The organism is Paenibacillus sp. FSL W7-1088, assembly GCF_037969855.1.
Taxonomy (GTDB): Bacteria; Bacillota; Bacilli; order Paenibacillales; family Paenibacillaceae; genus Paenibacillus.
In genome coordinates, this window is record NZ_CP150216.1 from 6846934 (window position 1) to 6870566 (window position 23633).

General features: G+C 51.7%; 20 protein-coding genes. 5 read left to right on the forward strand and 15 right to left on the reverse strand.

Annotated features, from left to right (window positions below; translation table 11 throughout):
- Window positions 1-317: 317 nt before the first annotated feature.
- The 4 genes from MKY42_RS30840 to MKY42_RS30855 are packed head-to-tail and all read left to right on the forward strand — an operon-like array spanning window position 318 to window position 4708.
- Complete coding sequence (locus MKY42_RS30840; RefSeq protein ID WP_339847209.1) at window positions 318-1616, forward strand: hypothetical protein; 1299 nt, start codon at window positions 318-320, stop codon at window positions 1614-1616.
- Entirely contained in the window at window positions 1613-2605 is a 993-nt protein-coding gene (locus MKY42_RS30845) for a glycosyltransferase (RefSeq protein WP_339847211.1), read from the forward strand. Before MKY42_RS30840 ends, MKY42_RS30845 begins: the two co-directional genes overlap by 4 nt.
- 1 nt (window position 2606) lies before the next feature.
- Window positions 2607-4040: a glycosyltransferase family 4 protein gene (locus MKY42_RS30850; RefSeq protein WP_090903247.1), complete on the forward strand. Its 1434-nt coding sequence runs from the start codon at window positions 2607-2609 to the stop codon at window positions 4038-4040.
- Entirely contained in the window at window positions 4037-4708 is a 672-nt protein-coding gene (locus MKY42_RS30855) for a class I SAM-dependent methyltransferase (protein ID WP_090903245.1), read from the forward strand. Before MKY42_RS30850 ends, MKY42_RS30855 begins: the two co-directional genes overlap by 4 nt.
- Before the next feature lie 91 nt (window positions 4709-4799).
- On the opposite strand, the gene MKY42_RS30860 is transcribed toward MKY42_RS30855, so the two are convergent.
- The 5 genes from MKY42_RS30860 to MKY42_RS30880 all read right to left on the reverse strand — a co-directional run bounded on the left by MKY42_RS30860 (window position 4800) and on the right by MKY42_RS30880 (window position 13034).
- A complete protein-coding gene (locus MKY42_RS30860) occupies window positions 4800-6812 on the reverse strand; it encodes a glycosyltransferase family 2 protein (RefSeq protein ID WP_339847213.1) in 2013 nt (670 codons plus the stop codon).
- A 45-nt stretch (window positions 6813-6857) separates the two neighbouring features.
- Window positions 6858-8762 carry a glycosyltransferase gene (locus MKY42_RS30865; RefSeq protein WP_339847215.1) on the reverse strand — a complete coding sequence of 635 codons (1905 nt, stop codon included), beginning with the start codon at window positions 8760-8762 and terminating at the stop codon, window positions 6858-6860.
- Entirely contained in the window at window positions 8719-11091 is a 2373-nt protein-coding gene (locus MKY42_RS30870) for a TPR domain-containing glycosyltransferase (protein ID WP_177185823.1), read from the reverse strand. Before MKY42_RS30870 ends, MKY42_RS30865 begins: the two co-directional genes overlap by 44 nt.
- A gap of 80 nt (window positions 11092-11171) precedes the next feature.
- Complete coding sequence (locus MKY42_RS30875) at window positions 11172-12491, reverse strand: DUF6385 domain-containing protein (RefSeq protein WP_179262563.1); 1320 nt, start codon at window positions 12489-12491, stop codon at window positions 11172-11174.
- Between the two features lie 45 nt (window positions 12492-12536).
- Window positions 12537-13034, reverse strand: coding sequence for a DUF6385 domain-containing protein (locus tag MKY42_RS30880; protein WP_179262562.1), 498 nt, complete (start codon window positions 13032-13034; stop codon window positions 12537-12539).
- A 234-nt stretch (window positions 13035-13268) separates the two neighbouring features.
- Between MKY42_RS30880 and MKY42_RS30885 the strand changes: the two genes are divergently transcribed.
- Window positions 13269-13802, forward strand: a complete 534-nt coding sequence (locus MKY42_RS30885; RefSeq protein ID WP_090903237.1) for a hypothetical protein — start codon at window positions 13269-13271, stop codon at window positions 13800-13802.
- 74 nt (window positions 13803-13876) lie between these two features.
- Here the strand turns inward: MKY42_RS30885 and MKY42_RS30890 are convergent, their stop codons facing one another.
- From MKY42_RS30890 to MKY42_RS30935, 10 genes are all read right to left on the reverse strand, one after another.
- Complete coding sequence (locus MKY42_RS30890; RefSeq protein ID WP_090903235.1) at window positions 13877-14299, reverse strand: hypothetical protein; 423 nt, start codon at window positions 14297-14299, stop codon at window positions 13877-13879.
- A gap of 218 nt (window positions 14300-14517) precedes the next feature.
- A complete protein-coding gene (locus tag MKY42_RS30895) occupies window positions 14518-15849 on the reverse strand; it encodes an MFS transporter (RefSeq protein ID WP_339847219.1) in 1332 nt (443 codons plus the stop codon).
- Window positions 15850-15921: 72 nt separating this feature from the next.
- Window positions 15922-17100: a winged helix-turn-helix domain-containing protein gene (locus MKY42_RS30900; protein WP_090903230.1), complete on the reverse strand. Its 1179-nt coding sequence runs from the start codon at window positions 17098-17100 to the stop codon at window positions 15922-15924.
- Window positions 17101-17239: 139 nt separating this feature from the next.
- Window positions 17240-18034, reverse strand: coding sequence for an ATP-binding cassette domain-containing protein (locus MKY42_RS30905; protein ID WP_063567603.1), 795 nt, complete (start codon window positions 18032-18034; stop codon window positions 17240-17242).
- Between the two features lie 2 nt (window positions 18035-18036).
- A complete protein-coding gene (locus tag MKY42_RS30910) occupies window positions 18037-18957 on the reverse strand; it encodes an ABC transporter permease (RefSeq protein WP_076287402.1) in 921 nt (306 codons plus the stop codon).
- Between the two features lie 90 nt (window positions 18958-19047).
- On the reverse strand, window positions 19048-20097 hold the full coding sequence (locus MKY42_RS30915) for an ABC transporter substrate-binding protein (protein WP_339847223.1): 1050 nt from the start codon (window positions 20095-20097) through the stop codon (window positions 19048-19050).
- A 338-nt stretch (window positions 20098-20435) separates the two neighbouring features.
- A complete protein-coding gene (locus MKY42_RS30920; RefSeq protein ID WP_339847225.1) occupies window positions 20436-21296 on the reverse strand; it encodes an aminoglycoside phosphotransferase family protein in 861 nt (286 codons plus the stop codon).
- 22 nt (window positions 21297-21318) lie between these two features.
- Window positions 21319-21891 (reverse strand): TetR family transcriptional regulator, encoded by a 573-nt coding sequence (locus MKY42_RS30925; RefSeq protein WP_090903222.1) that lies wholly within the window; start codon window positions 21889-21891, stop codon window positions 21319-21321.
- A 157-nt stretch (window positions 21892-22048) separates the two neighbouring features.
- Window positions 22049-22696: a winged helix-turn-helix transcriptional regulator gene (locus MKY42_RS30930; protein WP_177185822.1), complete on the reverse strand. Its 648-nt coding sequence runs from the start codon at window positions 22694-22696 to the stop codon at window positions 22049-22051.
- Window positions 22697-22709: 13 nt separating this feature from the next.
- Window positions 22710-23597, reverse strand: a complete 888-nt coding sequence (locus MKY42_RS30935; protein WP_062321303.1) for a rhodanese-related sulfurtransferase — start codon at window positions 23595-23597, stop codon at window positions 22710-22712.
- Window positions 23598-23633: the final 36 nt, after the last annotated feature.

A 23633-nucleotide genomic window follows, 5' to 3' on the forward strand; every position in this document is an offset into this window, starting at 1 on the left:
CTATTTTATACATGTGACAATTATCACAAACCCTGCCATGACAGCAAAAAAAAGTGACGATGGTCACACAATAGAAAAAATTAAACCTAATCTTTGGGCTTGCCAGCTTCGTCTATTCACGGAAGATGCTCATGTTTGGGACGGAACGCCCATATGTTAGTGTCAGGCATAAAATACGCTGGGCAAAATGGGCATTACATATTGAATCAATCGATTCATTGATATCATTCAAAGCAGCGCCAATCCGATATTCATCAGATAGTGCTGCTTCAATCCATGAACGGACAAAAATGCAAATCAAGTGAGGTGATTCATCGATGGAAGAGCTGTCTCCGATCCCGGACCCGGAGCCTCATCAAGGGGTAGATGCAGAACAGCCAAGTACGGACCTGCCTGCCTTTCGTTATATTCTTTTTCCCCGGAAGGGAGGATGGTCTGCTTTTCCTTATCCAGACATCGCTGCTCTGATGGTTGCGGAAGGGCCTGTCTACTATGTCAGCAGTCTGGAGCGCTCCGAGGAAATGCCTGCGAATATCACCGTCATCACGCTTCCCGAAGCAGAACAATTGCTGCAGGAGCCCCATACGGTTGCTGTGGTTGCTCATCCCTACTGGCTTACCGCCACAGCCTCGCTCCATCCGGAGCTCTGTATTGTACTTCTTCCCGAGCCGGTTGGTGAAGAAGCCGAGTCCCCCTTATGGGAGAGCTGTATTTCAAGACTGGTCGGTATCGCCGATCTGGTGGGCACTACTTCAGAAACACGCTACATGAAGCTGGTATTCCAGGGTGTACGTGTCATCTGGCTGAATGGAGAGGATTCCTCCCCTGCTGGCGTCATGCAAAAGGATAACCTCGAAGTCCCTCTCCGGGACTATGAACTGCTATTCCTGCATGCGCTGCGACAGACCCTCTCGGGTGTTCAGGATACGGTCACCCAGCTGCAATGCAGTGTGCGGGCCGACTTCTATCGTCAGCTTCGGTCCAAAGCTGGAGCGCATGAGACGATTTCCTTTTTGCTGGCAGCCTATGAATATGTGCTAGAGGATTCCAGAGCGGCCGCTTCACTCAAGGAGGCCTTCTCTCACGCCGTATTAAACGGGCGCAATGATTGCGTAAGCTCCCACTATCGATTCCTCTCCGCGATTCATGCAAGGGCCGGGGAAATCGAGAACGCGCTGCAGGTGTATGGAATCAGCGCAGGTAACGAGCAGGAACGGCACCATTATGAACAACTCTGTCGCTGGCTGGAGGCCGGGGAGGAACAGCTTGTCCGGGCAGAACTGCTGCGTCTGAATGATGATTATGGAAACGCATTGCACATTCTGGATGAACTCGGAGGCGAAACGGCACGGCATTGGAAATTTCGTATCTATCAGGAGACTGGACGTGTGGAAGATGCATTAGATTTGGTGCATGCAGTGGATATTCAGGATAGCCCCAGCCGACAGGATTATCGGCAATTATCAGGTCTGGCTCTGGCTCTGCGCGGAGAACGTCACGGGGCGGTGAGACAATTTCTGGAGACGGCACTGGAGGATGAAGATGTTCTTGCGCGAATCGTCGAGATGGAGCTGTTGGATCAAGCCGTCCAGCAATTGCTGGGGGAGGTGCCATGATGCTGGACCCGAAGAAGCGCAGACAACATGTGAATGGACCGATGGTGCATAAGGATATACGATCCGAAACAACTCATACTCTAACGGAAGCGCCGGAATCACCACACGCTGAGCCACTGGAAACTGGCGATAAGCATCTGGAAAATGCGCTGAGTCCGTTGGATATCCGAAGTGAAACCCATCAAAGATATAGCACAGAGCACCCAGGGGACCAGGATGCTGTAAAGCACAGAGATATAGGCCAATTCAGAGAGCCGTTTTCCGTTCGTCGCGTTCGTAAAAGTCAGGGCAATAAACTGACCGCCATGCTTCAGGTACGCAACGAGCGCGGGCGATATCTGGAGGAGGTGCTGGACGATTTAAGTGAATTTGTGGATGAGATCGTCATTGTGGACGATGCCAGCACAGATGGAACACCTGATATATGCAGAGCCTATCCAAGGGTTGTTCGTCTGGAAGTGCTGGAGAAGCCGTTATTTGCGGAGGAATGGCGATTACGTAACGCTCTATGGCAAGCAGCAGCAGGTACCTCGCCGGATTGGCTGCTATCGGTTGATGCTGATGAGCTATACAGCACAGATGCGAAGAAAGCGATACGCGCTCTGATTAACCAGGACCATGCGGACTGGATCGCTTTCCGTTTCTACGATATGTGGGGCGGACGAACCCACTATCGGGAGGATGACCTTTGGGGGCTTCACCGACGTCATACCGCTTCCCTGGTCCGATATATGCCGGGTTACCCTTACTTTTACCCGCAGCAAAATCATCATGTGCCTCGCCTTCCCTTGCCCTGCACTGTATTGCCCGGAATCAGCACGGAATTGAAAGTCCAGCATCTTGGCTGGGCAGGAAGTCTGGAGGATCGGGTTCGGAAATATTTGCGTTATAAACGAATTGATCCACACGGCGAGTGGGGCAGCCTGGAACACTATGAATCGATTCTTGATCCGGAGCCAAGGCTGATTCCGTGGAAGGAGGAGCAGTGAGATGGGCGTGGTCAGCATATTGACACACAGCTTCACCGACGGATATAACCGGGAATTCAGCCGGGTGTTCGGGGGCGGTCTGGAGCGTTACGTCCTGGATTTGTGCAGTGTAATCCGCGGATTGGGACACATCCCCGAGGTCCATCAGTTGTCCTATTTTGAAGCTTTTCAGACTCGTACGGAACAGATCGATGTATACGGGTATGCCTACGATATGAATGATGTGCCCGAAGCTTTTGCCCGAATGGCTGCCGCAGCGCGAGGGCCTGTGATCTATGCAAGCTGCCTGTGGCAGCCCATTGCCTACAAGCCGGGCAGCCTCGGCATCTGCCACGGGATTAACTGGGATCGTCCCGCGCTGCCGCTGGGGACCAAGCAGCAAGTCGCGGAGCATATTCAACTGGCACTGGATGGACTTGTACGCATCGTGTCGGTGGATTCACATTTTCAGACCTTTTGCCGTGCTGCTTGTACGTTTGCCGATCCAGGTCAGGTCGTGCTCATTCCCAATGCAGTGGATACCTCCTACTTCACACCTGCTCCGCCAAGGCGTACGTTCGAGCATGAACAGGAAGAAGAATGGCTGGCAGCATGGAAGAAAGATCTTGCAGGCCATGAAGAGCATGCTGAAGCTGCCATCTCGGGGTTGAATGCTGCGTCATCCGTGGGGGAAAGAAACGTTGGAAACGGCATGGTGCGGGCGGACAGATCCGAGGTGACAGTAATCGCTGAAGAACTGGACTCAGCAAATATTAGACAGGGGCTAGCTGGTCGGCAGCCAAATGATCTATCGGATGATTATTTGAAGGAGCAGGATGAAGATGTAACAACTGCGATTCAAGTGAGCCCTTCGCGTCCACTGCGTATTTTATATCCGCGTCGGATCAGCATGGAACGGGGCATTATTCCGATGATGCTGGCAGCTGACCGACTGCTTGGTGCCTTTCCCGATCTGGAGGTCGAATTTGCTGGAGAGCTGGTTGAAGGCAGCACGGTGGGCCGCTCCTTCCGGTATTGGCATCGCACGCACCCCCATGCAGATCGAATCAAACATCGCACGTATGATTTTCGGGATATCCGCGAGGCCTACCATCAGGCAGATATCGCCGTGATCCCGACCGTCTTCTCGGAAGGAACGTCCTACGCTTGTCTGGAGGCGATGAGCTGTGGGCTTCCGGTTGTTGCTTCCAATGTTGGCGGACTGAATGATTTGATTCAGGATGGCTTCAACGGACTGCTGGTGCCTCCAGGGGAAGAAGCGCTGACCGCCGCGCTGGTGCGTCTCGTTCAAGATAGGGCCGAACGGGAGCGGCTGGGTATCTATGCCCGCGAGACAGCGCTGTCCTACGACATATCCCACTGGCGGCGCAGGTGGAGTTCGGTATTGGAATCTTTTTTGGCAGAAGCAGGATTAAAGGAGGGAATTCGGGGATGAGGGATACGCCAAATGCAACGGATTTCATGGAATCAAGATACATTCGGGAGGGTGATCCCAAAACGGATACATTGGTTTTTCCACTGCATCCTGCGTGGTGGAGCCGTCCGTACGAGTACGAATGGGCACGCCAGTTTGCGCAGCAGGAGGACGTCGTACTCGACGCTGCCTGTGGTATATCCCATCCATTCAAATTTTGGCTGGCAGAGCACTGCCGGGAAGTTTATGCCTGTGATTGGGATGAGCGTATTTTGTCCAGAGAAGCGATCAGGCTGGATATCGCTTCTGATTTTGGCGAGCAGGCCGCACGCGACCTGCCGGAATCGAGCCTGGACCGACTGCATCTTGCGCAGGCCAACCTGGCTCAGCTTCCGTATGAATCCGAGATGTTTGACAGCGTATTCTGTATCTCTGTGCTGGAGCATCTGGATACAGGCACGATGCTGCGGGCCTTTCGCGAATTCGCCAGGGTGCTGAAGCCAGACGGACGGTTGATCGCCACGTTTGATGTGCCCGAGATGCGTCCGGACCTGCTGGAGACTATTATGGCTGTCACCGGACTGACGATCGAGGGCAAGCTAAGCGTGAAAGAACCGGAGGATGCCATCTGGTCTGACATGTATGGGCCGGTAATCCGTTGTTTTCGTGCTGTGATCCGTAAGGAATAATTGGGATGGATAAATGGGATCACTGATGAGGGCATGGATTGAGATTAACTCTATATCCTTAAATCCTTAAACCCCTTGGATTGCCTAAGCGTTAGAGATAAACCAGCAGCATGCTGCACTGGTTTACGTACGCTTCGGCGGATGCTGCGCCGGGTGATGTCAGGCGCAGCAGGGTGTGCAGGCCCGACGGGATTGTCGCCGGGCTGCCGGAGGCGGCAGGTTGCCGTGCAGTGACTTGGGCCGATTCGGCCCAATCACGCGCAGTGCGCCGCCGCCCGGCGAGCAAAGCGAGCGTGCCCGCCAGTACCATGGCGGGCACTTCGTGCGTGAAGGGCTGCTGCATGCCATGCGGCGTGCCGAACAGCGCAAGCAGCCCTTCACGCACGCTTGCGGGCGCGCGCAGCAGCCCGCAGCGGGCCGCAGGCGGAAGCGCCGCGAGCAGCGCCGGTGCTTGGCCGGGCGCCTGGGCCTGCAGCAGGCGCAGCCATGCGGCCCAGGCGCCTACGCGCGCGAGCGCAAGCGCCGCGGCGTGCACGGCCTGCGGCGCTGGCGCGGCGCTGCTGGCCGTGGCGCCGCGCAGCAGCGCATCGGCTGCGCGGGCTGCGGCGGGCGCGGCTGCCTGCTGGCGCGCCTTACGCCACGCCGCTGGCGCCAGTGCGAAGCCTTGCGCTGAGCCCGCCGCTGCACTGGCGCGATGCTCGCCGGGCTGCTTGTGGCCGAGCGCCCACAGCGCCAGCGCCGCCTCTGGCCCGTGCTGCGCATGCGTCGCCCAGGGCTGCAAAGCCGCCCGGGCAGCGGCGTCCTCGCCGAGCTGGGTCAGCGCCAGCCCGGCGGCGAGGGGCTGCGCCCGCAGCGCGGCGGGCAGCGATGCCGCGTGGCGCAGCAGCCATTCCGGCCGATGCGCATCCAGCGCGGCCGGGATCAGCGCCTGCCAGGCCGCAGGCGGCAGGCTGATTCGCTGGGCTGCGCTTGCGATGGCGTTTGGCCGCCCGGTAGCTGCGGCCAGCAGTAACAGCCGCTGCCATGCTTGCAAGCTGCCGGGCTGTACAGCGAGCGCAGCGGTATAGGCCCTAGCTGCCTCCTGCCCGCAGCCCAGCCGTTCATAGGCCATGCCTTCCAAAGTCAGGCTGCGATACGTTCCGGCACCGGAAACGGACGTATATCGACTGGCAGTGGAAGCTGCCGCTTTGGCCTGCTTGAGCCAGTCGAGCGCCGCAGCATCCCGACCCTGATCCTGCTCCAACACAGCACCAAGCTCCAGCAGATCGGGGAAGTCAGTATACACCGGCCTCCATTCCTCAACGATAGCGAATGCTCTCTCTGGGCGGCTGCATTCCCGCCAGGCATAAGCCGTTTTGAGTACCAGATCCGAATGATATCCGCAATCCGGCGTAAGCTTTGCCAGCAAAGGCTGCAGCAACCTGAGCGCTTCATCGTATCTCGCTTGCTGAAACCACTCGGCGGCCATCGCATATAACAGTTCCGGTTGATCCGGTGACTGCTGGAGAGCGGAACGAATCAGCCGCATATTCCGCTCAGGTTTATTTTTGCCAACAATAACGTGCTCCAGATATCCATCATGAATAATCTCAAGCCCGGAATCGACCACACCCCACGGAGCGAAGGACAGAATCGAAGATGCCACTTCTTCATGAATCATCCCTTGAAAAGCAATTCGGGGGTCATTCCGAAATAATCGACACACCGCATCCGTCACACGCTCTTCTCCAGACATTCCGAGCAAACTTGTGACCTGTATCCAGTATCCCCATACGTCTTCCTGACTTGAGGTCAGCAGCCGCTTCATCTCCGCCAGATTGTACTCGGTCTGCATCCAGACTTCATCTGCATCCAGTACCAGAATCCAAGGATGAGTCGCAGCGGCAAGGGACCGGTTACGAGCAGCGCTAAAATCTCCGGTCCATGCTGCATTAATGACAATCGCACCATAACGACGGGCAATGTCGATCGTCTCGTCCGTTGATCCCGTATCCACGATGATGATCTCATCCACAACATCCTGAATGGCATCCAGACACCGCTGAAGCGACCGGGCCTCATCCTTCACGATCATGCACAGGCTGATTCCTGTCTGCATGTTCATCCTCCGTCCTTCCTATACGGGGTTCTGCTCTCTTTCATTCAACCCTCAAAACTCAAAACCATCCGGCCCCGGTAAATCCAGTCTAATCTGCTGAACCACAGGCCAACAACGATGTCGCTGACCTTCTGTTCCTTGAGCGAACGCCTCCAGGTGATGATCGGCAGCACTGACAAGCCCTTTCACCAGCCAGCTGGTTCCCACACGTGAATCGGAGGCTCCGACAAAGAGCTCTCCCGCTTCCTGCCGATTGCCTTCCACCAATGGAGACACTCCTTCTGCCAACTGTCCCTGAGCAAGCTGAACCAGCGCATGCAGTACACCCCATTTCCCGGATTGCACACACCCCTCCATCATCAGTCCTATTGCCTGCCAGCCATTATACGCTGTTCCAGCAGCCACGTTTGAGTCGTCATTTTGGGCAACGGCTTGTGAACTCCCGATTCGTTCTGTCTGTTGATATCGCTCCGACTTCCTACCCGGTTGCGATTGACGATACAGCCACGCAGTCAGTTGATCTTTCCCCTCTATTGGTCTTCCTTCAATCCAGTTTAGTCGCTCCATCCAATGGGCAGCTGGTACAGAAAGCTCTCCTTTTTTTCGCCGTACCGCATCCAGCTTAAGGCGTGCCTTGTTCCATTTCCCCTGTTGAATCTGGAGCAGAGCCTCAGCCATGGATAACCTCCCCCTCATCTCCGCTGAAGGATGTGAAGACATGTCTGGCAACAACTGCACAGCTGTATCATAGCAACGGCACTGCTCCAGAATGCCCAATACTTTCTGGATCGCCTCTTCTGAAGTGATTGCAAATCGCTCCTTAATCAGCTCCACCAGATGTTGCTCTTGACCGGAAATCCGCATGATCCGAAAAATCCGGTACAACGGCGGCAGCAGGCTCGATTTGGCACGGACTGCTTCCACATAAGCATCCACTGCGCCTTCAAGGTCCGCCCGACCTTCCAGCAGCCTCCCCAGCGTATACCAGGTTTGATAGGTTCCGATTCCTTCTTCTGTATGAAATATGGGTGGTGGCGGTCCCATACGAACTGCTTCACGCAGCGATAGCTCTGCCTTTTCGGTCTCGCCCAACGCCTCCTCACATACTCCGCGATGATGCAGCAGGTCCGTGTATTCTGGGAAGAGTTCAAGAGCAGCATGGATGTGATCCAATGCTTCCTGCCAGCGACTCAAATGCTGGAAACAGCGAATCTCATATTTGAACAACAGATGTGCATAACTTGTCAGGGTGGGATCAATTCCCGCTTTAGCTACGCCAAACGTCTTCAGCGCCTGTTCCGTTTCCCCCATCCGCAGATACTCGACGCCCAGGTTATAGTGATGGAACGGCTGCTCCGGCTCTTCCTCCACCGCCTGTTGAAGCAAACGTAAATTCCGGTTCACCTTATCCTTGAGCTCCACGATGGCTGTCTGATACCCGTAATGGTGAATGATCATATCTGTCACGTGAAAAGCAGCCTGAGGATTCTTCCGACAGATTGCCACCGCTATCTGCTCATGAATCCGACCCTCGAACCGATGCTCCGGCTCGTTCCTGAAGAGGCGCAATACCGGATTTACCGTCACCCCTTGCTGACCCGAACCTGTATAGTTATGGATATTTAAAAACAATCCGTCACATCCGCTGGCTGCCGTCCAGCTTCTGATCTGCTCCCGTGCAATCTCATCCAGCGCCTCGTCCGCATCCAGAAAAAGAATCCATTCGCCCGATGCTCGCTCCAGGCCAGCGTTCCGTGCCGCGGCAAAATCGTCGCTCCACTTAAAAGGCACAACCACTGCCCCATATTCCCTGGCAATGGCAGCACTTCGGTCCAACGAACCGGTGTCCACAACAATAATCTCGTCCACCGCCCCGCGGACACTTTCGAGACAATGAGGCAGCAGTTCTTCTTCATCCTTCACGATCATGCATAATGAAATGTGCTTGGTCGGCAAGCTGGTTCCTCCTCTCCCTTGCACAGAACACCGTGCGCCAAGGGATACCCTCTGCGGTGCGTAGTTGCTGCTCCAAAACAGTCTGTTGTGCCATAAGCACCTTATCAGCGGGAGATCGAGTTCGTTCCTGTCTGATAACCCCCAGCGCCAGCTGCATATAACAGACAGCAGCTCCAGCACTCGCCTGCCGCTGTTCTGAATCCTTCTCCAATGCCTGCTGGAAAAGAATTAAGGCCTGATCATAGTGCCCTTTGGCATAAACGGCTTCCCCTAGGTAGAAGAGGCTGTCCGCATCCATATCGCCTTGTGACATAGATTGAATCAGCAGCTCTGCAGCCGCCATGGTGTATCCCTGGCGGTAAAGAGCCGCGGCCAGCCATCGGCTATGAACACCATTTTCGTGGTGTTCAGGGTTAATAGCAGCCACCTTCTCATACAGCATCCTGGCAAACGCCAGTTGCCCCGTCTGCACTGCCCGAATCCATATGTTCTTACTTAGCTCCGTTGCAGCCTGGAGCGTCTGGTGAACTATTTTTCCATCTCTGTCATCCTCGACATGCACCCTTTTCCCCGTATCCAACAGGTCATTCAGCAGTCTCCAGCCTTCCCTCTCCTGTGGTTCTGCTGCTGCCATAAATGATTCGGATACAGATAACTCATTTGCCCAATAGGTCAATGCCAAATCCAATCGTTGCTCAGGCTGGAGGTTTACACCCGCACGATGCTCCTCACTCCACTGATTCTGCACATACTGCAGCGCATCTGAAACCCTGTTGGCACATAACATCCAATACAGATAATCTTCATGTTCTATACGCGTATTTCGGGCATCTCCATGTAGCAAGTTCAATGCCTGCCCATATGCACCGCTGGAGGCAAGTGCGTAAACCACAAGCGCCAGATCATCCTCGTATGTTATTACGCTCGGATCTGAATCCTCTTTCTTTGAGCCCTCTTTCTTTGAATGCTCTTTCCAGTGTGCAAGTAAAGTCTCTGCTATGCTCTCATCCGTCTCTCCGCATTGCTGCAATACATCGGCTAACCCTGTCCATGCAGGAGCATACGTGATCTCGCTGCTCAGAGCCAGGCTGTACAGATGAGCAGACTCCTGTAGAAAGCCTCTTTTCTGTGCAAGCCTTCCCATGGATGTATAGGCTTTGTAGCTATCGCAACCTACGTCCGTTACGTAATGTCTTTCCATTTGGGCCGGTTCTTGTTGGACTTCATCAAAGGACTTGCCCTCACGTAATTCAACGCTATCCGGTTTACCTGTTTGCTCAATTGCCTGCTGATGTATGCCTCGAATCTCTGCCTTGCTTTCGCCCTTGAGATCAGCTCCATCGAAGCCCTCCCGGCAATCTGTTGCTCTTGCATAGGATTTGTAGGCCCTCTCCTCTAGACCCTGTTGCTCCAAAATCTCTCCATATATCAGATGCAGGTCGGCATACTCCGCATAACGCTGTATTTCTCCCGCCAACAGCCCATGAGCTTCGTCATAGCGTCCCATCGCCAGAAGAACCTTGGCGTAGTCCCGAACCAGGGTGGAGCGATACGGCGCGTGCAGCGGTGTATGAAGAAAGGATTCAGTAAAGGCTTCTGCTGCCTGTTTGATATGACCTAGCTGGCAGTACGTCACCCCCACATTATAGAGGTGGAAAGGCTGCCCCGGATGATCGGCTAGTTCCCGCTGCAAAAGCTTTAGATTACGCAATGGTTTATGTCCTTGAGCAATCGTGGACGGCAGATAACCATCATGGACCAAACGCAGTGGAGCCAGGGGTTCATGCTCAGCAATCCAGCCTTCTTCACGGGTAAAGAAGTCGTTTATGTCCGGATCGTCTCCTTCCTGTTCTCCACCATCCCTTCTACCGCTACGAACCAATTGCTCATGGATACGCCCCGCATACCGATATCCTTGTTGAGCGCGAAAAAGACGCACAGGATGGAAGATGACATTCTCTCCCGTTCCCTCACCAATTCGGTTCTCTATCGTAATCCGCAGTCTCGAAACGCTCTTATGGACCTTGGGAAGATAATTCAAAAGCTCTTCCAACCCCTGTATGACATACTCATCGGCGTCCAGACACAGAATCCATTCTGTGCTCGCGAGAGGCAAACTTATATTTCTGGCATATGCAAAATCATCTTCCCAACGGGCGTGAAGCACCGTTGCTCCATAATGTCTGGCGATCTCCGGTGTACGATCTGTTGAGCCGGTATCTGTAATGAAGCATTCGCTGCCAATCGGCTTGAAGCTGTCGAGACAGCGGGCAAGTTGATGTTCTTCATTTTGCACAATCATATGAATTCCGAGTAACCTGTTCTGCATATGCAGCCACCTCCAATGCAAAAAAAAGTACATGAAGCCCATCAAAGGGACTCCATGTACCTATATGACGATAAACCTGGTTATGTGCCTTGTCCATTGAAGAACACGTCAATCGTGCTGGGTGCTCCCAGCAGACTGGAGCGGTAGGAAAGACGTGTATATTTGAGAAAACGCTGCGGCACCAGAACATCCACCGAACCTGGCAAAATCCCGGTCACCGTGTCCACATCATCGTACCAGTTGGTACCGTTAGCACTGATTTCGACGCGGGCATCAACCCGGTTAAGCCCCGGCCCCCTGTTATATACAAAGAAAGAATAAGTGCCAAACACACTCGTCGTGACCGCCGGAAGAGGTGTAAACGTGTTTGCCGTCGGCGTGCTAAGAAGCTGTGATTCCTGAAAGCTCTTTTGCGAGATGGACGTTACGCTGCTGAGTGTACCCGCTGTAATGGTGGCTCCCAATACGCTGGTAATGGTACCATTCAACAAATTGGTCAACGTTCCGGCTGTCACGGTAGCTCCCAAGACACTGGTGATTGTACCCGCCGTGATTGTTGCTCCAAGCACACTCGTGATCGTTCCGGCTGTGATTGTCGCTCCGAGTACACTCGTGATGGTACCATTCAGCAAGTTCGTCAGCGTTCCTGCAGTCACCGTAGCCCCAAGCACACTCGTGATCGTCCCTGCGGTAATCGTCGCTCCGAGTACACTCGTGATGGTACCATTCAGCAAGTTCGTCAGCGTTCCTGCGGTCACCGTGGCTCCAAGCACGCTGGTGATCGTTCCTGCGGTAATCGTCGCTCCGAGTACGCTCGTGATGGTACCGTTCAGCAAGTTCGTCAGCGTTCCTGCGGTCACCGTGGCTCCAAGCACGCTGGTGATCGTTCCGGCTGTAATCGTCGCTCCGAGTACACTCGTGATGGTACCATTCAACAAGTTGGTCAACGTTCCTGCGGTGATTGTAGCTCCAAGCACGCTGGTGATGGTACCATTGAGCAGGTTCGTTAATGTGCCCGCCGTCACGGTTGCCCCGAGTACACTCGTGATCGTTCCGGCAGTAATGGTGGCTCCCAAAACACTGGTGATCGTACCATTGAGCAGGTTCGTCAATGTTCCAGCTGTGATGGTTGCGCCAAGCACGCTGTTAATTGTACCCGCCGTGATCGTTGCTCCGAGGACGCTGGTAATCGTTCCGTTCAGAATATTTGTGATGGTTCCGGCATTAATGGTAACGGTAGTGAGACCTGATATATTACTGATCGTACCATCCAAAATAATTCCGATTACGTTACCGCTTGTATCGGTGTGAACCGGCTGGGCTGTGCCTGTACTATCTTGACCAAAAATCAAGGTTCTGAGATTATCCGGATTCGTATTAAACGTTGTAAAGTTAGGCATATGCCTCGTCCTCCTCCCTGGTCAAATCAGTTGTATTCCACGTTCTTACGGCATACGCTGCGCCTGAAAATAAACATCGAGCCGGGTCGGCTGATCCGGTTCAACCGATTGGATAACCAGCCGGGTATAACGCAGGAATCGCAGCGGCACCAGCGCTTTGGTCTGGCCTCCGGCGATCACCTCCTGGCTGTCCACAGCATAGTCCCTGGCATTAGGGCTGATCTGAATCTGCACAAGAGCCGGATGTTCGCCCCGATTTACAATGCCATATGTGTACATACTGAGCGATGAGGTGTCTTGAGCCGGAAGAGAATTCATACTACCGTTTGTCTCGGCTCCGACATACGTATGCTCTGTAAAACAGTGAGTAGCACCAGGGAGTGTCGTACGTGAGGAAGTACCCTGCTTGAACCGGGGACGAGTAATCCGAGAACAAGGAGGTTTCAGCAATTTAGCGCGGCAGGAACGACGGGTTTGGCGACGGCTGACATATTTAGTTGGTTGGTTCGTTCTCTTCTTGCTACGCTTCGCTGTTCGACTCATATCGATTTCCCCTTAAAAAATGTGCTTCCGCATCGTATGCCTGCATGTAAAATACGGGCACGGCATACGCCGTTATTTGAGGATTTACTGTTTGTATCCCAAACCCTTACCTCATCCCCCACATACACTGTAAGTACAACCTCTTCACGTTCCTATTTCAAAATTTCCATAAAAGCAGCCCATTCCAAAATTCGCTTTGGTTATCTTTATTCATGCAGATTGGAGGTGGATTAGTTGACCAATTCCAATGTATTTAATCAATCCAACGATCCTTTATATACTCAACTGACCAATACATTCTCCGCCCCCGGCATTGAGTCCTCTCCAGAGGGAGGAGCGGCAGCGGCAGGCAGCTCTTTTACACTAACAACAGGCAGTGTCAGCGTGGGAGCTGGACTAAATCTCCTGTTACAGGTAGTGAATGCAACGGGCAGCGGGCGCACACTTTACGTCTCCCGGATTAGCGGAGGCACAACGGCAGCGGCAACGCTTATTGTCTACTCCGGTGGAACCATAACGGGCGGCACTACATCTGCTCCGGTCAACACATTGCTAGGTAATGCCAATACAAGTGTAATGACAACGAGACAAAATACAGGAACGTTAACGGGAACATTCACAAGCCTGATCAGCATCCCCCTTACGGCAGGCATCTATATGTTAAACCTGAACGGCTCAATCATCGTCCCTCCAGGGCAGACGTTAACCATTAGTGTGGGAACGGGTTCCCAAACCGCGGCAATCAATCTTTCCTGGTGGGAATTCTGAATGGTATATTGAAGAAAGGGCGGTGTATGTACAATGCCGAATCATAACGTATTCAACCCGCAGAACAGCCCTGTCTATACTTCCATCACAAACACGTTTACTTCACCCGGCATTGTCGCTCCGCCTGAGACAAATGCCGGCAGTACGGGAAATCTGTATAATGCAGGTTCAACCAACTCTACGACACTAGGATTGCTGGGTGGCAGTGTTATTGCTACTGTACAACTGACAAACCCCGCCGGGAGCGGTAAAACTGTATATATATCACGGCTCTCCGGCGGAATAACCATCGCACTAAATCTGCTCTCTTCCTTTAGCGGCAGTATGAGTCTAAGCACAAACGGAACGATAACATCACCAACCACTCTAACACCCGTAAACAATAATTTATCAAGCAGTAACACCAGTATTGCAACAGTACGATTCTCCGCAGCTGCCCCCACGGGTAGCACAACCTTATTGGCTATGCCTTTGCAGGTAGGTCCTTTTTTATCCAATGAACTAGGACGCTACGTAATTCCTCCCGGTCAGTCCATTAACCTATCCGTTAGTGGTTCCCTCACTGTTGGGGGACTAATGGCCTCCACCTCCTATTTCTCCTGGTGGGAAGTATGATGTACTGCCCTATTCGATCGAAATAGCCGCTTACGGATAAGTCCGTAGCGGCTGTTGATCGTTTATATTCTTTTTACCGTAACGATGGTAATCATGGCTGTCAGACTGACTTCTGCCCAAGTTCTCCAGTTGACTCCGCCGGATGCGGTTGTTTCCCCTCCCATAAGATTCGTTGCAGCAGCATGCCTGCCAAACCAATAGCCAGTGTCGCCATTCCGATATATTGAAATGTGGGACTCGGTCCCACGCTCCGAATCAAGGCACCGCCTGCAAGTGGAGCTACGACCAGCACGACACTGGAAAGCGAGTTTTGAATACCGAATACACGACCTACATAGGTAGGAGGGGTTTCCTTTTGCAGCAAGTAATTCAACGTCACCATAAACAGGCCATTACCCACTCCGATGCATAAGCCCCAGATGATGATCCAGAACTCGGACGTTTGGGAACTGACCCAGCCAAGCGCAGCGATTCCGGCACCAATCAGTACATATCCTCCACCCAGCCCCCAGCCATATCCGATTCGGGGAAGTCGATTCAACAGTAGAATGATCACAACCGCACCTGCCCCAGCGGATGATCCCAGCCAGCCGATCAGGGCTTCGTTGCCCGGCTTGATCTCACGAAACAGCGTCGTAAACTGGTAATCGATCATCAGGATCGCCATTAATCCAAAGCAACCAAACAGAATCGTACTCAGAAGGGTGCGGCTGCTCTGGATAAAACGCCAACCCTTCTGCCATTGAGTGAATAGGGATTCCGTGGTCTCCCCCGTTTCCAAAGGACCTCCGTCCGATGAAGATGATTCTGGATTCTCTGTTAGACGCCGTAAAGGCCATAATACGGCTCCGGACAACAGACGTGTACAAGCATTGATTAAAATACAGACTTGTGGTGAAAATACGGCCACAATGACTGCACCCAACAGCGGCCCCGCTACTTTGGAGCATTGGTTCACAAAACCGTTCAGTGACGATGCCTGGAACAAATGCTGCTCTGCTACCACTTGGCGCGTAAGTGCCTGCTGCGCAGGAACATGGAATACCCCCATCATCGCTCGTAAAGCAAGAAGCGGCAGCAGCCAAGCCGCACTTGGCGCGAACAGAATTGCAACCGTTAATACAACGGTGATCCCATCACATATCATCATGATTTTCACCTTCTGCAAACGATCAGCCAATGCACCTGCCACCGATCCAAGTACAATACCCGGAACAGCCATACATACCGGAATAAGGGCAATGATCAGCGGATCAGCACCCCAACGATAAGCGACCATTACCTGGATGGCGAGCGCGTCAAACCAATCTCCAAATGTCGCGAGTGAATACGCAATAAACATCCGCATAAAGCGGAAGTTGGCCCATAGGCTTTTGGAGGAGCCATTGGACGAAATGGATGATGGATTGGGTTCATTTGAAATGACGGTCATACGTTATACTTCCTCCCCTGATTACAGCCTTGTTGCTGGCTTATATGTTCCTTGGCTGTAATCATAAGGGTGTTATATCAGAGGAAGATCAGAGGATGGAGCAAACGGGGATAAAAATGTGCGGATTTCATCCACAATTTGCTGTCCATAAACAGGCACGCCGTAACTTTTGGAGATATCCGCATAGACTTGACGGTATTTAGTTCGAAGACGCCCCTCTATGCGATGGTGTGCCATGAACAACAATATCTGGTAGGCCGAATTGAGATATAGCGGTGCGTTCAATGTCATTTTCAATACGTCCAGACCATCGTCCATTCTCGGCTCTGCCTCTCGGATCCTCCCTTGTCTAAGCAGCCATAGGCCTTCCATAACTTGAAAGCGTCCGATTTCCCGCAAGTATGGCGCATCTTTCAACCCGGAACGCAGAGCAGCCATCTTATCCTCTACCGCTTCTCCGCTGCCACCCCACAGTTCCACATACAACGCTGAGAGTTTTACCGGAAGTCTGAAATGGATCAGTTCATCTTGTTCCATCACATGATACGTTTCAATAAGTCGAGCTTTGGCTCGTTCATACTGGCCCACCTCTGCGTAGACTTCAACAATGTTCAGAATACGAAGTTCTCGAAGCTGTTCGGCAGACAATGCGGATGAATTCAGAGCCTTTTCGTACAAGGGCAAGCTCTCCGATGGTTCAATCAGGGTATGTGTAAAAATCAGCAGCCAGTACAAACGTTCCTCGAAGGGAATTTCCGTTGTGGTAATCAGCCATTCCAGATCTCCCTGAATAAAGTGGATATACAACTGATAAAATGGATCAATCTCAATACCCAGCGCTTCTTGCTGATCCAGCAGCGTGAGCATCGATTTGCCCTGCCCATACAGATGGTATTTGCGGAACAATCCATGTATCACTTCTCGCATCTCCTGATCTTGGGCGGAAGGGTTAGAAGGCAATATCGCAACATTCGATCGAATGTTAAGCCGGTAACCATAACCACGCACGGTCTCCAGTGCAATTTCTTCCCAACATTTCAGCTTCTTGCGCAGTCGATACACATGGTCGTCCACGGTGCGTTCAACCGGATATTCCAGGGGCCATACCCGGTCCAGCAGTTGGCTGCGAGTAAAGGCTTTTTCCTTGTTTTCATACAAAAAATGCAGCAGTGCAAATTCCTTCGCCAGCAGGCGAATCGAATCGGTACGCCGGGTTACGGTGTATGTTCCTTCATCGAATTGTAACGACATGCTCGGCCCTCCTATGTATGCTTACTACTTGTAGTCCTTATTCTGTTCAACATACCACAAAAACCCTTTGCGAGAACGCAAAAGGTTTCTGTACTGAGATGTACTGGCTCTCTTGGTTGATCGCAAGATGCTCCTGGATTTAACCCAGCACCACGCGATCATCGGCCATTTTTTTACCACTGATACGTTCAAACTCACCCAATAGCTCAGGTACGGTAAGTGTGCGCTTGCGCTCTTCACTAACGTCCAAAATAATCCGGCCTTTGTCCATCATAATTAGACGATTGCCCAAACGTATGGCCTGCTCCATATTGTGTGTGACCATCAACGTTGTGAGTCTCATCTCACGTACAAGCGTCTCTGTCAGCTCTGTGATCAGCTCCGCACGAGAAGGATCAAGCGCAGCCGTATGCTCGTCTAGCAGCAAAATTTGCGGCTGGGTGAATGTTGCCATCAGCAGGCTGAGCGCCTGGCGCTCACCGCCAGATAGAAGACCCACTTTGGCATTGGGGCGTTTGTCGAGTCCAATGCCGAGTTTCTCCAATTGAGCGTTGAAAATCTCCCGTCTGGCACGGGTCACTCCAAAGCCCAGTCCACGGCCCTTGCCGCGTTTGTACGCCATCGCCATATTCTCCTCAATGGACATATGCGGTGCTGTACCCGCCATCGGGTCCTGAAACACACGGCCAATCCAACTGCTGCGTTTATGCTCAGGCAGGCTTTTGATAGAACGGTCATTGATCAGCACATCGCCCATGTCGGGCTTCATGACGCCTGAGATAATGTTCATCAACGTTGATTTTCCTGCGCCGTTACTGCCAATCACCGTCACGAAATCCCCCGGATTCATGGTCAGATTTACACCAACCAGTGCGGTCTTCTCGTCCGTCGTTCCCGGATTAAACAGTTTGGTTACTTGTGTAATCTCAAGCATGATCACATGCCTCCCTTCGCCTGTTGGCTCGACGAGCCCATCAGCTCTTCGGTTCGTTTGCGAGCCAGACTTTTCTGCTTCATGGAGCGCTGCATAGTTGGGAAAACAAGTGCGATAATAACGATCACCGCGGTGATCAGCTTCAGATCGGATGTGTCAAACCATTCGACCTGGAGTGCGATCGCGACCACAATCCGGTAAATAATTGAACCGACGACGGCCGCAAGCGTGGCCCAGAATACGGTTCTTGCACCCAGAATGGCTTCCCCGATAATAACGGAGGCCAGTCCGATAACGATCATCCCAATTCCCATCGTAATGTCTGCAAAACCGGATTGCTGTGCAATAAATGCCCCAGACAGCGCAACAAGTCCGTTGGACAGACTGACACCAACGATGGTGGTCACATCCGTATTCGCGCCGAAGCTGCGAATCATGCGTTTGTTGTCACCTGTAGCACGCAGTGCCAGTCCGATATCGGTTTTCATGAATAGATCCAGCATGATTTTGAATACCAGCACAACCACGATAATGATAATCATGACATGCTCTCCCGAGAAGGGATTATCCATGCCCATAATGGATTTATTAGGTGCACCAAGAATACGCATATTAATCGAATACAAGGCAATCATCATCAGAATACCGGATAACAGCCCGTTAATTTTGCCTTTGGTGTGCAGCAGACCCGTACAGGCGCCAGCCACCATTCCTCCAGCCATTGCTGCCAAGCAAGCGAGCCAAGGAGAGAAGTCGTTGGATATCATGACCGCCGCGATTGCGCCTCCAGTTGTAAAACTTCCGTCTACGGTGAGATCGGGGAAGTCCAGTATGCGGAATGTAATATATACACCCAGTGCCATCAGTGCATACAACAATCCAAGCTCGATTGCCCCTTCAATTGAACCCCAAGTCAAATTCACATTGCTTCCTCCCTGTCTATCGAAAAGAATGAGGCGAACCCGTCTGCACGTCCGCCTCGAATCCCTACTGCCGGAGGATCTCCGGCCAGATTATTGAATAATGTTGGTATCCTGGTCCTTCACTTCTGCCTTCATCTCATCCGTAACGGTAATGCCTTGAGCTTCAGCCGCTTTCAGGTTCAGAATCAAATCCAGCTTGTCCGGCACGGTGACTTTCATGTCACCGGGTTTCGTACCATTTTTCAAAATGTCCGCAGCCATTTCACCCACTTGGTATCCGTGATCGTAGTATTTGAAACCTACAGTTGCGAAAGCTCCTTTTTCCACGGTATCCCGGTCACTAGAGAAGAACGGAATTTTATTTTTGTTCGCTGTCTGGATGATTGTATCCACTGCGCTAACTACCGAGTTATCCAGTGTGATATAGAAGGCATCTACTTTGCCAACCAGAGAATCGGTTGCCTGTTTTACTTCGGATGTGTTCGTAACTGGTGCTTTGACCAGCTTGATATTATGTGTAGCCAGTGCTTTTTCTGCATTGTTCGCCATCACAACCGCATTCGGTTCGCCCTCGTTAATAACCAGTCCTACCGTCTTCACATCCGGCAAATATTTGGCGATAAAATCAGCCAATTGCACAATCGCCTCCGGGTTCGTATCCGATGCACCTGTTACATTGACGCCTGGCTTGTCCATGTCATTCACCAGTTTGGCACCCAGCGGGTCCGTCACTGCCGCGAACAGCAATGGCTTATCCTTCACTTGTTGAGCCAGAGCCAGTGCGGATGGTGTTGCAATCCCCAGGATCAAATCATTTTTGGAATCCCCGGCAATCTTCTGGGCAATGGACAGGTTGTTCGTTGAATCGCCTTGAGCGTTATTGTAGTCAATCGTCAGATTCTTGTTCTCTTCAAGACCAGCATCCTTCAGCGCTGCAATGAATCCTTCACGTGTGGCATCCAGCGATGGATGCTCGACGATTTGCGAGATCGCAATGCGATACGATTTTTCTGCCGTACCTTCATCTGTTGTGCTGCCTGATCCCTCGGTCGTTGTGCTACCGCCGCTGTTATTTCCGCAACCTGCCGCTACGATCATAGATGCAACCATCATCAGAGACATTAAGAATTTCTTTTTCATGTGTGAGAACCCCTCTCCATCTTCTAAAATGTTGATGCCCTCATCGTTATCCAAGTGACACGATAGGGCGGGACAAAACGAACGCTTCAACGCATTGTTGCTTTGATCGACAAAAGCAGACAAATATAGACTTTTCTCATGCGACTGAAGTCCATGACTCGTGTTGGTATTTTATTGTTTCCCTAATATTAAGGTGCGACATGTTTCCCGTCAATGGTTGAACCGCTTCCAATTTGGATTCATTGCAGATACGTGAGAGAAAACATTACATAAATCAAAAAACCACCCACAATGTTCTGTAGATGGTAATGTTGCACAGCTAATAGATAGGCTATTATTCATATATGTGGAGTATCGAGTCTTTTTCTAATTTCATGTATGAGCATTGTTTTCTCCGCATCCGATATGGCATCCGCGATCAATTTGCGTGCCGCAACAGGCGTAATCCAGGGTTCGATATCTGCATAACCAATACCGGACAGCTTCTCATATTCCTCCATAAAGATGTGGATACTTGCCTCTCTCGTAGCATCAAGAGCAACCATCGCCTCATGTGGCAGATGAGGTGGCAGTATGGCGTATCGAATCATAATGATATATTCGGCCAAGTCAGCTTCGGGATTTCCGGTAGAGGCATTGTTCCAGTCGATAATGACTGCATCATTGTCCCTAAGAAGTATGTTACCCGGATTGGGATCACCGTGACATAGCTGCTGCTTCATTGGTAATCGATCCAATTGGTCAATCACGGCAGCCTTCTCCGTTTCAGTCAGATATTGTGCTGCTAGAATATTATGCTTGAAATTTTCCCGCTGACTCGGCATATGGGCAACCGAATGCGAATGAATCTGGTGAAAGAGCTGTGCTGTAATTCGGGCATTTACAAAGTCCTCCCTGATATCCAAAGGCTGCTGCATACGGTACTGCTCTACTGATCTGTCTACAAAGCGCTTCATGATCGTCTCGCCATCAATCCGTTCAAATACAATACCTGATCGTCCCTCAACAGTCACCAGGTCATATGGCTGGGGAACCGGCAGCCCACACGAGGAAGCTATTCGACAGTGATGAAGTTCGGCCTCCAATGCAGCCGTAACGGTATTGGGCTTCGCCAGCTTGACGATCTTGCTTCCATCTTCCCATTCGAACACCTCCGCACATCCACCTTCACCAATTTTGTGGCCAAGCCTATGGACCATGCTGCTCACCCCTTCAACGGATTTAATAAGTGAGACCTTCCTTATGCAGCAACATCTCGTACATTTCCCGGATCATTTCAATCGCTTCCTTTATGTCCAGCTCCAAGGTGTGCGAGTTCAGAAGTGTTCCGATGCCGATTAAATAGATCATGAGCTTTAAGAAAATGCGCTTGAGTTGCTCGACAGATACATTCTGTAACCGTCTGCTATATCGCATATAGAACGTAGTTAACTCTTCGCCCAGAAACTGATCTGTGTGAGGGTTATATTGCCGATAACCTGATAGATACAAGGCTCGAAATAGCTGCTTCTCGTTCTGTGCAAAGTACAGGAAACCGATGGTCAGGTTCAACGCAGGGGAATTCGCATCGTCCTTATACTCCACCATACTGTGACGGGCAAATTCGGCAGCCTTGTCATACACGTTTGATTTCAACTCTTCGATGTTATTAAAGAGACTATAGATCGGTTGGGTGGAACAATGGAGCGCCTGAGCAACGTTTCGTGCAGTTAGCGCCTCCAAGCCTTGGGTCCGTACAAGCTCAAAGGCGGCAGACAATACTTTGTCCTGCGTAATGTCGGATTTGGGTGGCATTTCTTTCTCCTCCCCTCGTTGATAACATATGTTATATAACGTATGTTATTACGGTTTAATTCATGTGTCAAGTCAACTTACTAGCCGAGATTTTTCATATTAAAAATCTTCAAAAAAAAGAGACTGTTTCGAGTGATCGAAACAATCTCCATACATGCTAATTCCCAGCCGCTTCGCGAATCTGGTACGTGCATTTTTTGCCGCCCTCTGCATAACATTCGGTGCGTTCCACATCAGCCTGTAGCAATGAACGGAACAGCTCCAGTTCACAACGGCAAGCCTGTTTATAGACACTCGCTACCTGCACAATGGGGCAGTTCAGCTCGGTAAGCACATAGGTGCCATCCTCTTCCTTGGAGGCATCCGCCATATATCCGTTTGCATTCTGTATACGCGCGAGTTCCTCGACACGTCCGGCCAGATCCTGACCTTCCATCTGCGGCTGTCCGCTGCGAAGCAGCTTGTCCCGACGGCTCTCGAACAATGCATCCACGACACCGCTGCCCGCTGAATCCGACAGTTCCTCCAGCAGCTCCAGGGTTAGTGATGAATATGATTTTGGGAAAAAGCTATCCCCGCGTACCGTCAGATGGTACACAGCCGATGGACGTCCTGCTGTCGCTCTGGCTTCCCGAACTTCTATCCATCCATCCTGCTCCAGTGCCGTGAGGTGACGGCGAATCGCCATGCCGGTCAGACCAAGCTCAGCTGTCATTTCCCTTGCGGTCATTGTGCCTTGCTGCTTCAGCATGAACAAAATCCGTTCACGCGTCGTTCGTTCCTCTTCGCGCTTCACGTTCAGCACCTGCTCTCCCTGCTTATGCGGTTACCGGTGCTGCCTCCCGGCAGGCATCCGAGCAAAAGCGGTTATGCGTCTCTTCGCAATCCTCACAGCATACATGCTGCAGGTTGCAGGTTGGACAATTAATATAACGGTCATGTGTCGTTCCACAGTGATAACAGCTAGCAATCACGATATCTTCATCCGTCCGGTTAATCGGCACGGAAATACGCTCGTCAAATACATAACATTTGCCATCAAACAGACGACCTTGTACCTCATCGTCCTTACCATAGGTAACAATTCCGCCATCAAGTTGTGCCACGTCCTGGAAACCTTCGTTAATCATGAACCCAGTCAGCTTCTCACAACGGATGCCGCCAGTACAGTAGGTAATGATCTTTTTGTCCTTCATGTCACCCAGGTTCTCCCGAATCCATTCCGGAAACTCGCGGAACGACTCAACGTCCGGACGAATCGCACCTCGGAAATGACCAATTTCGTACTCGTAGTCATTACGGCCGTCAATTACAATAACATCCTCCTGTTGAAGATGCTCGTAAAATTCTTTTGGGGACAACCGTTTACCGCTAATGACGTTCGGGTCCAATTCTTCGTCCACACGGAACGTAACCAGCTCGGCTTTGTGACGAACAAATATTTTTTTGAACGCATGCTCTTCGACATCATCAATCTTAAATACCATATCGCTGAACAGCGGGTTGGCATGCATATCCTTCATATACTGCTCGGTTTGCTCTGGTGTACCGGATACAGTACCGTTGATGCCTTCCGAGGCAATCAGAATACGGCCTTTTACCCCCAGGTCCTTACAGTATTGCAGATGCTCTTGCGTAAACGTTTCAGGGTCTTCAATCTTCACGAACTTATAATATAAAAGCACGCGGTACGCGCTGTTACACATGTGTATCACCTGTTCCTATTCCATGTTGTTATTGGC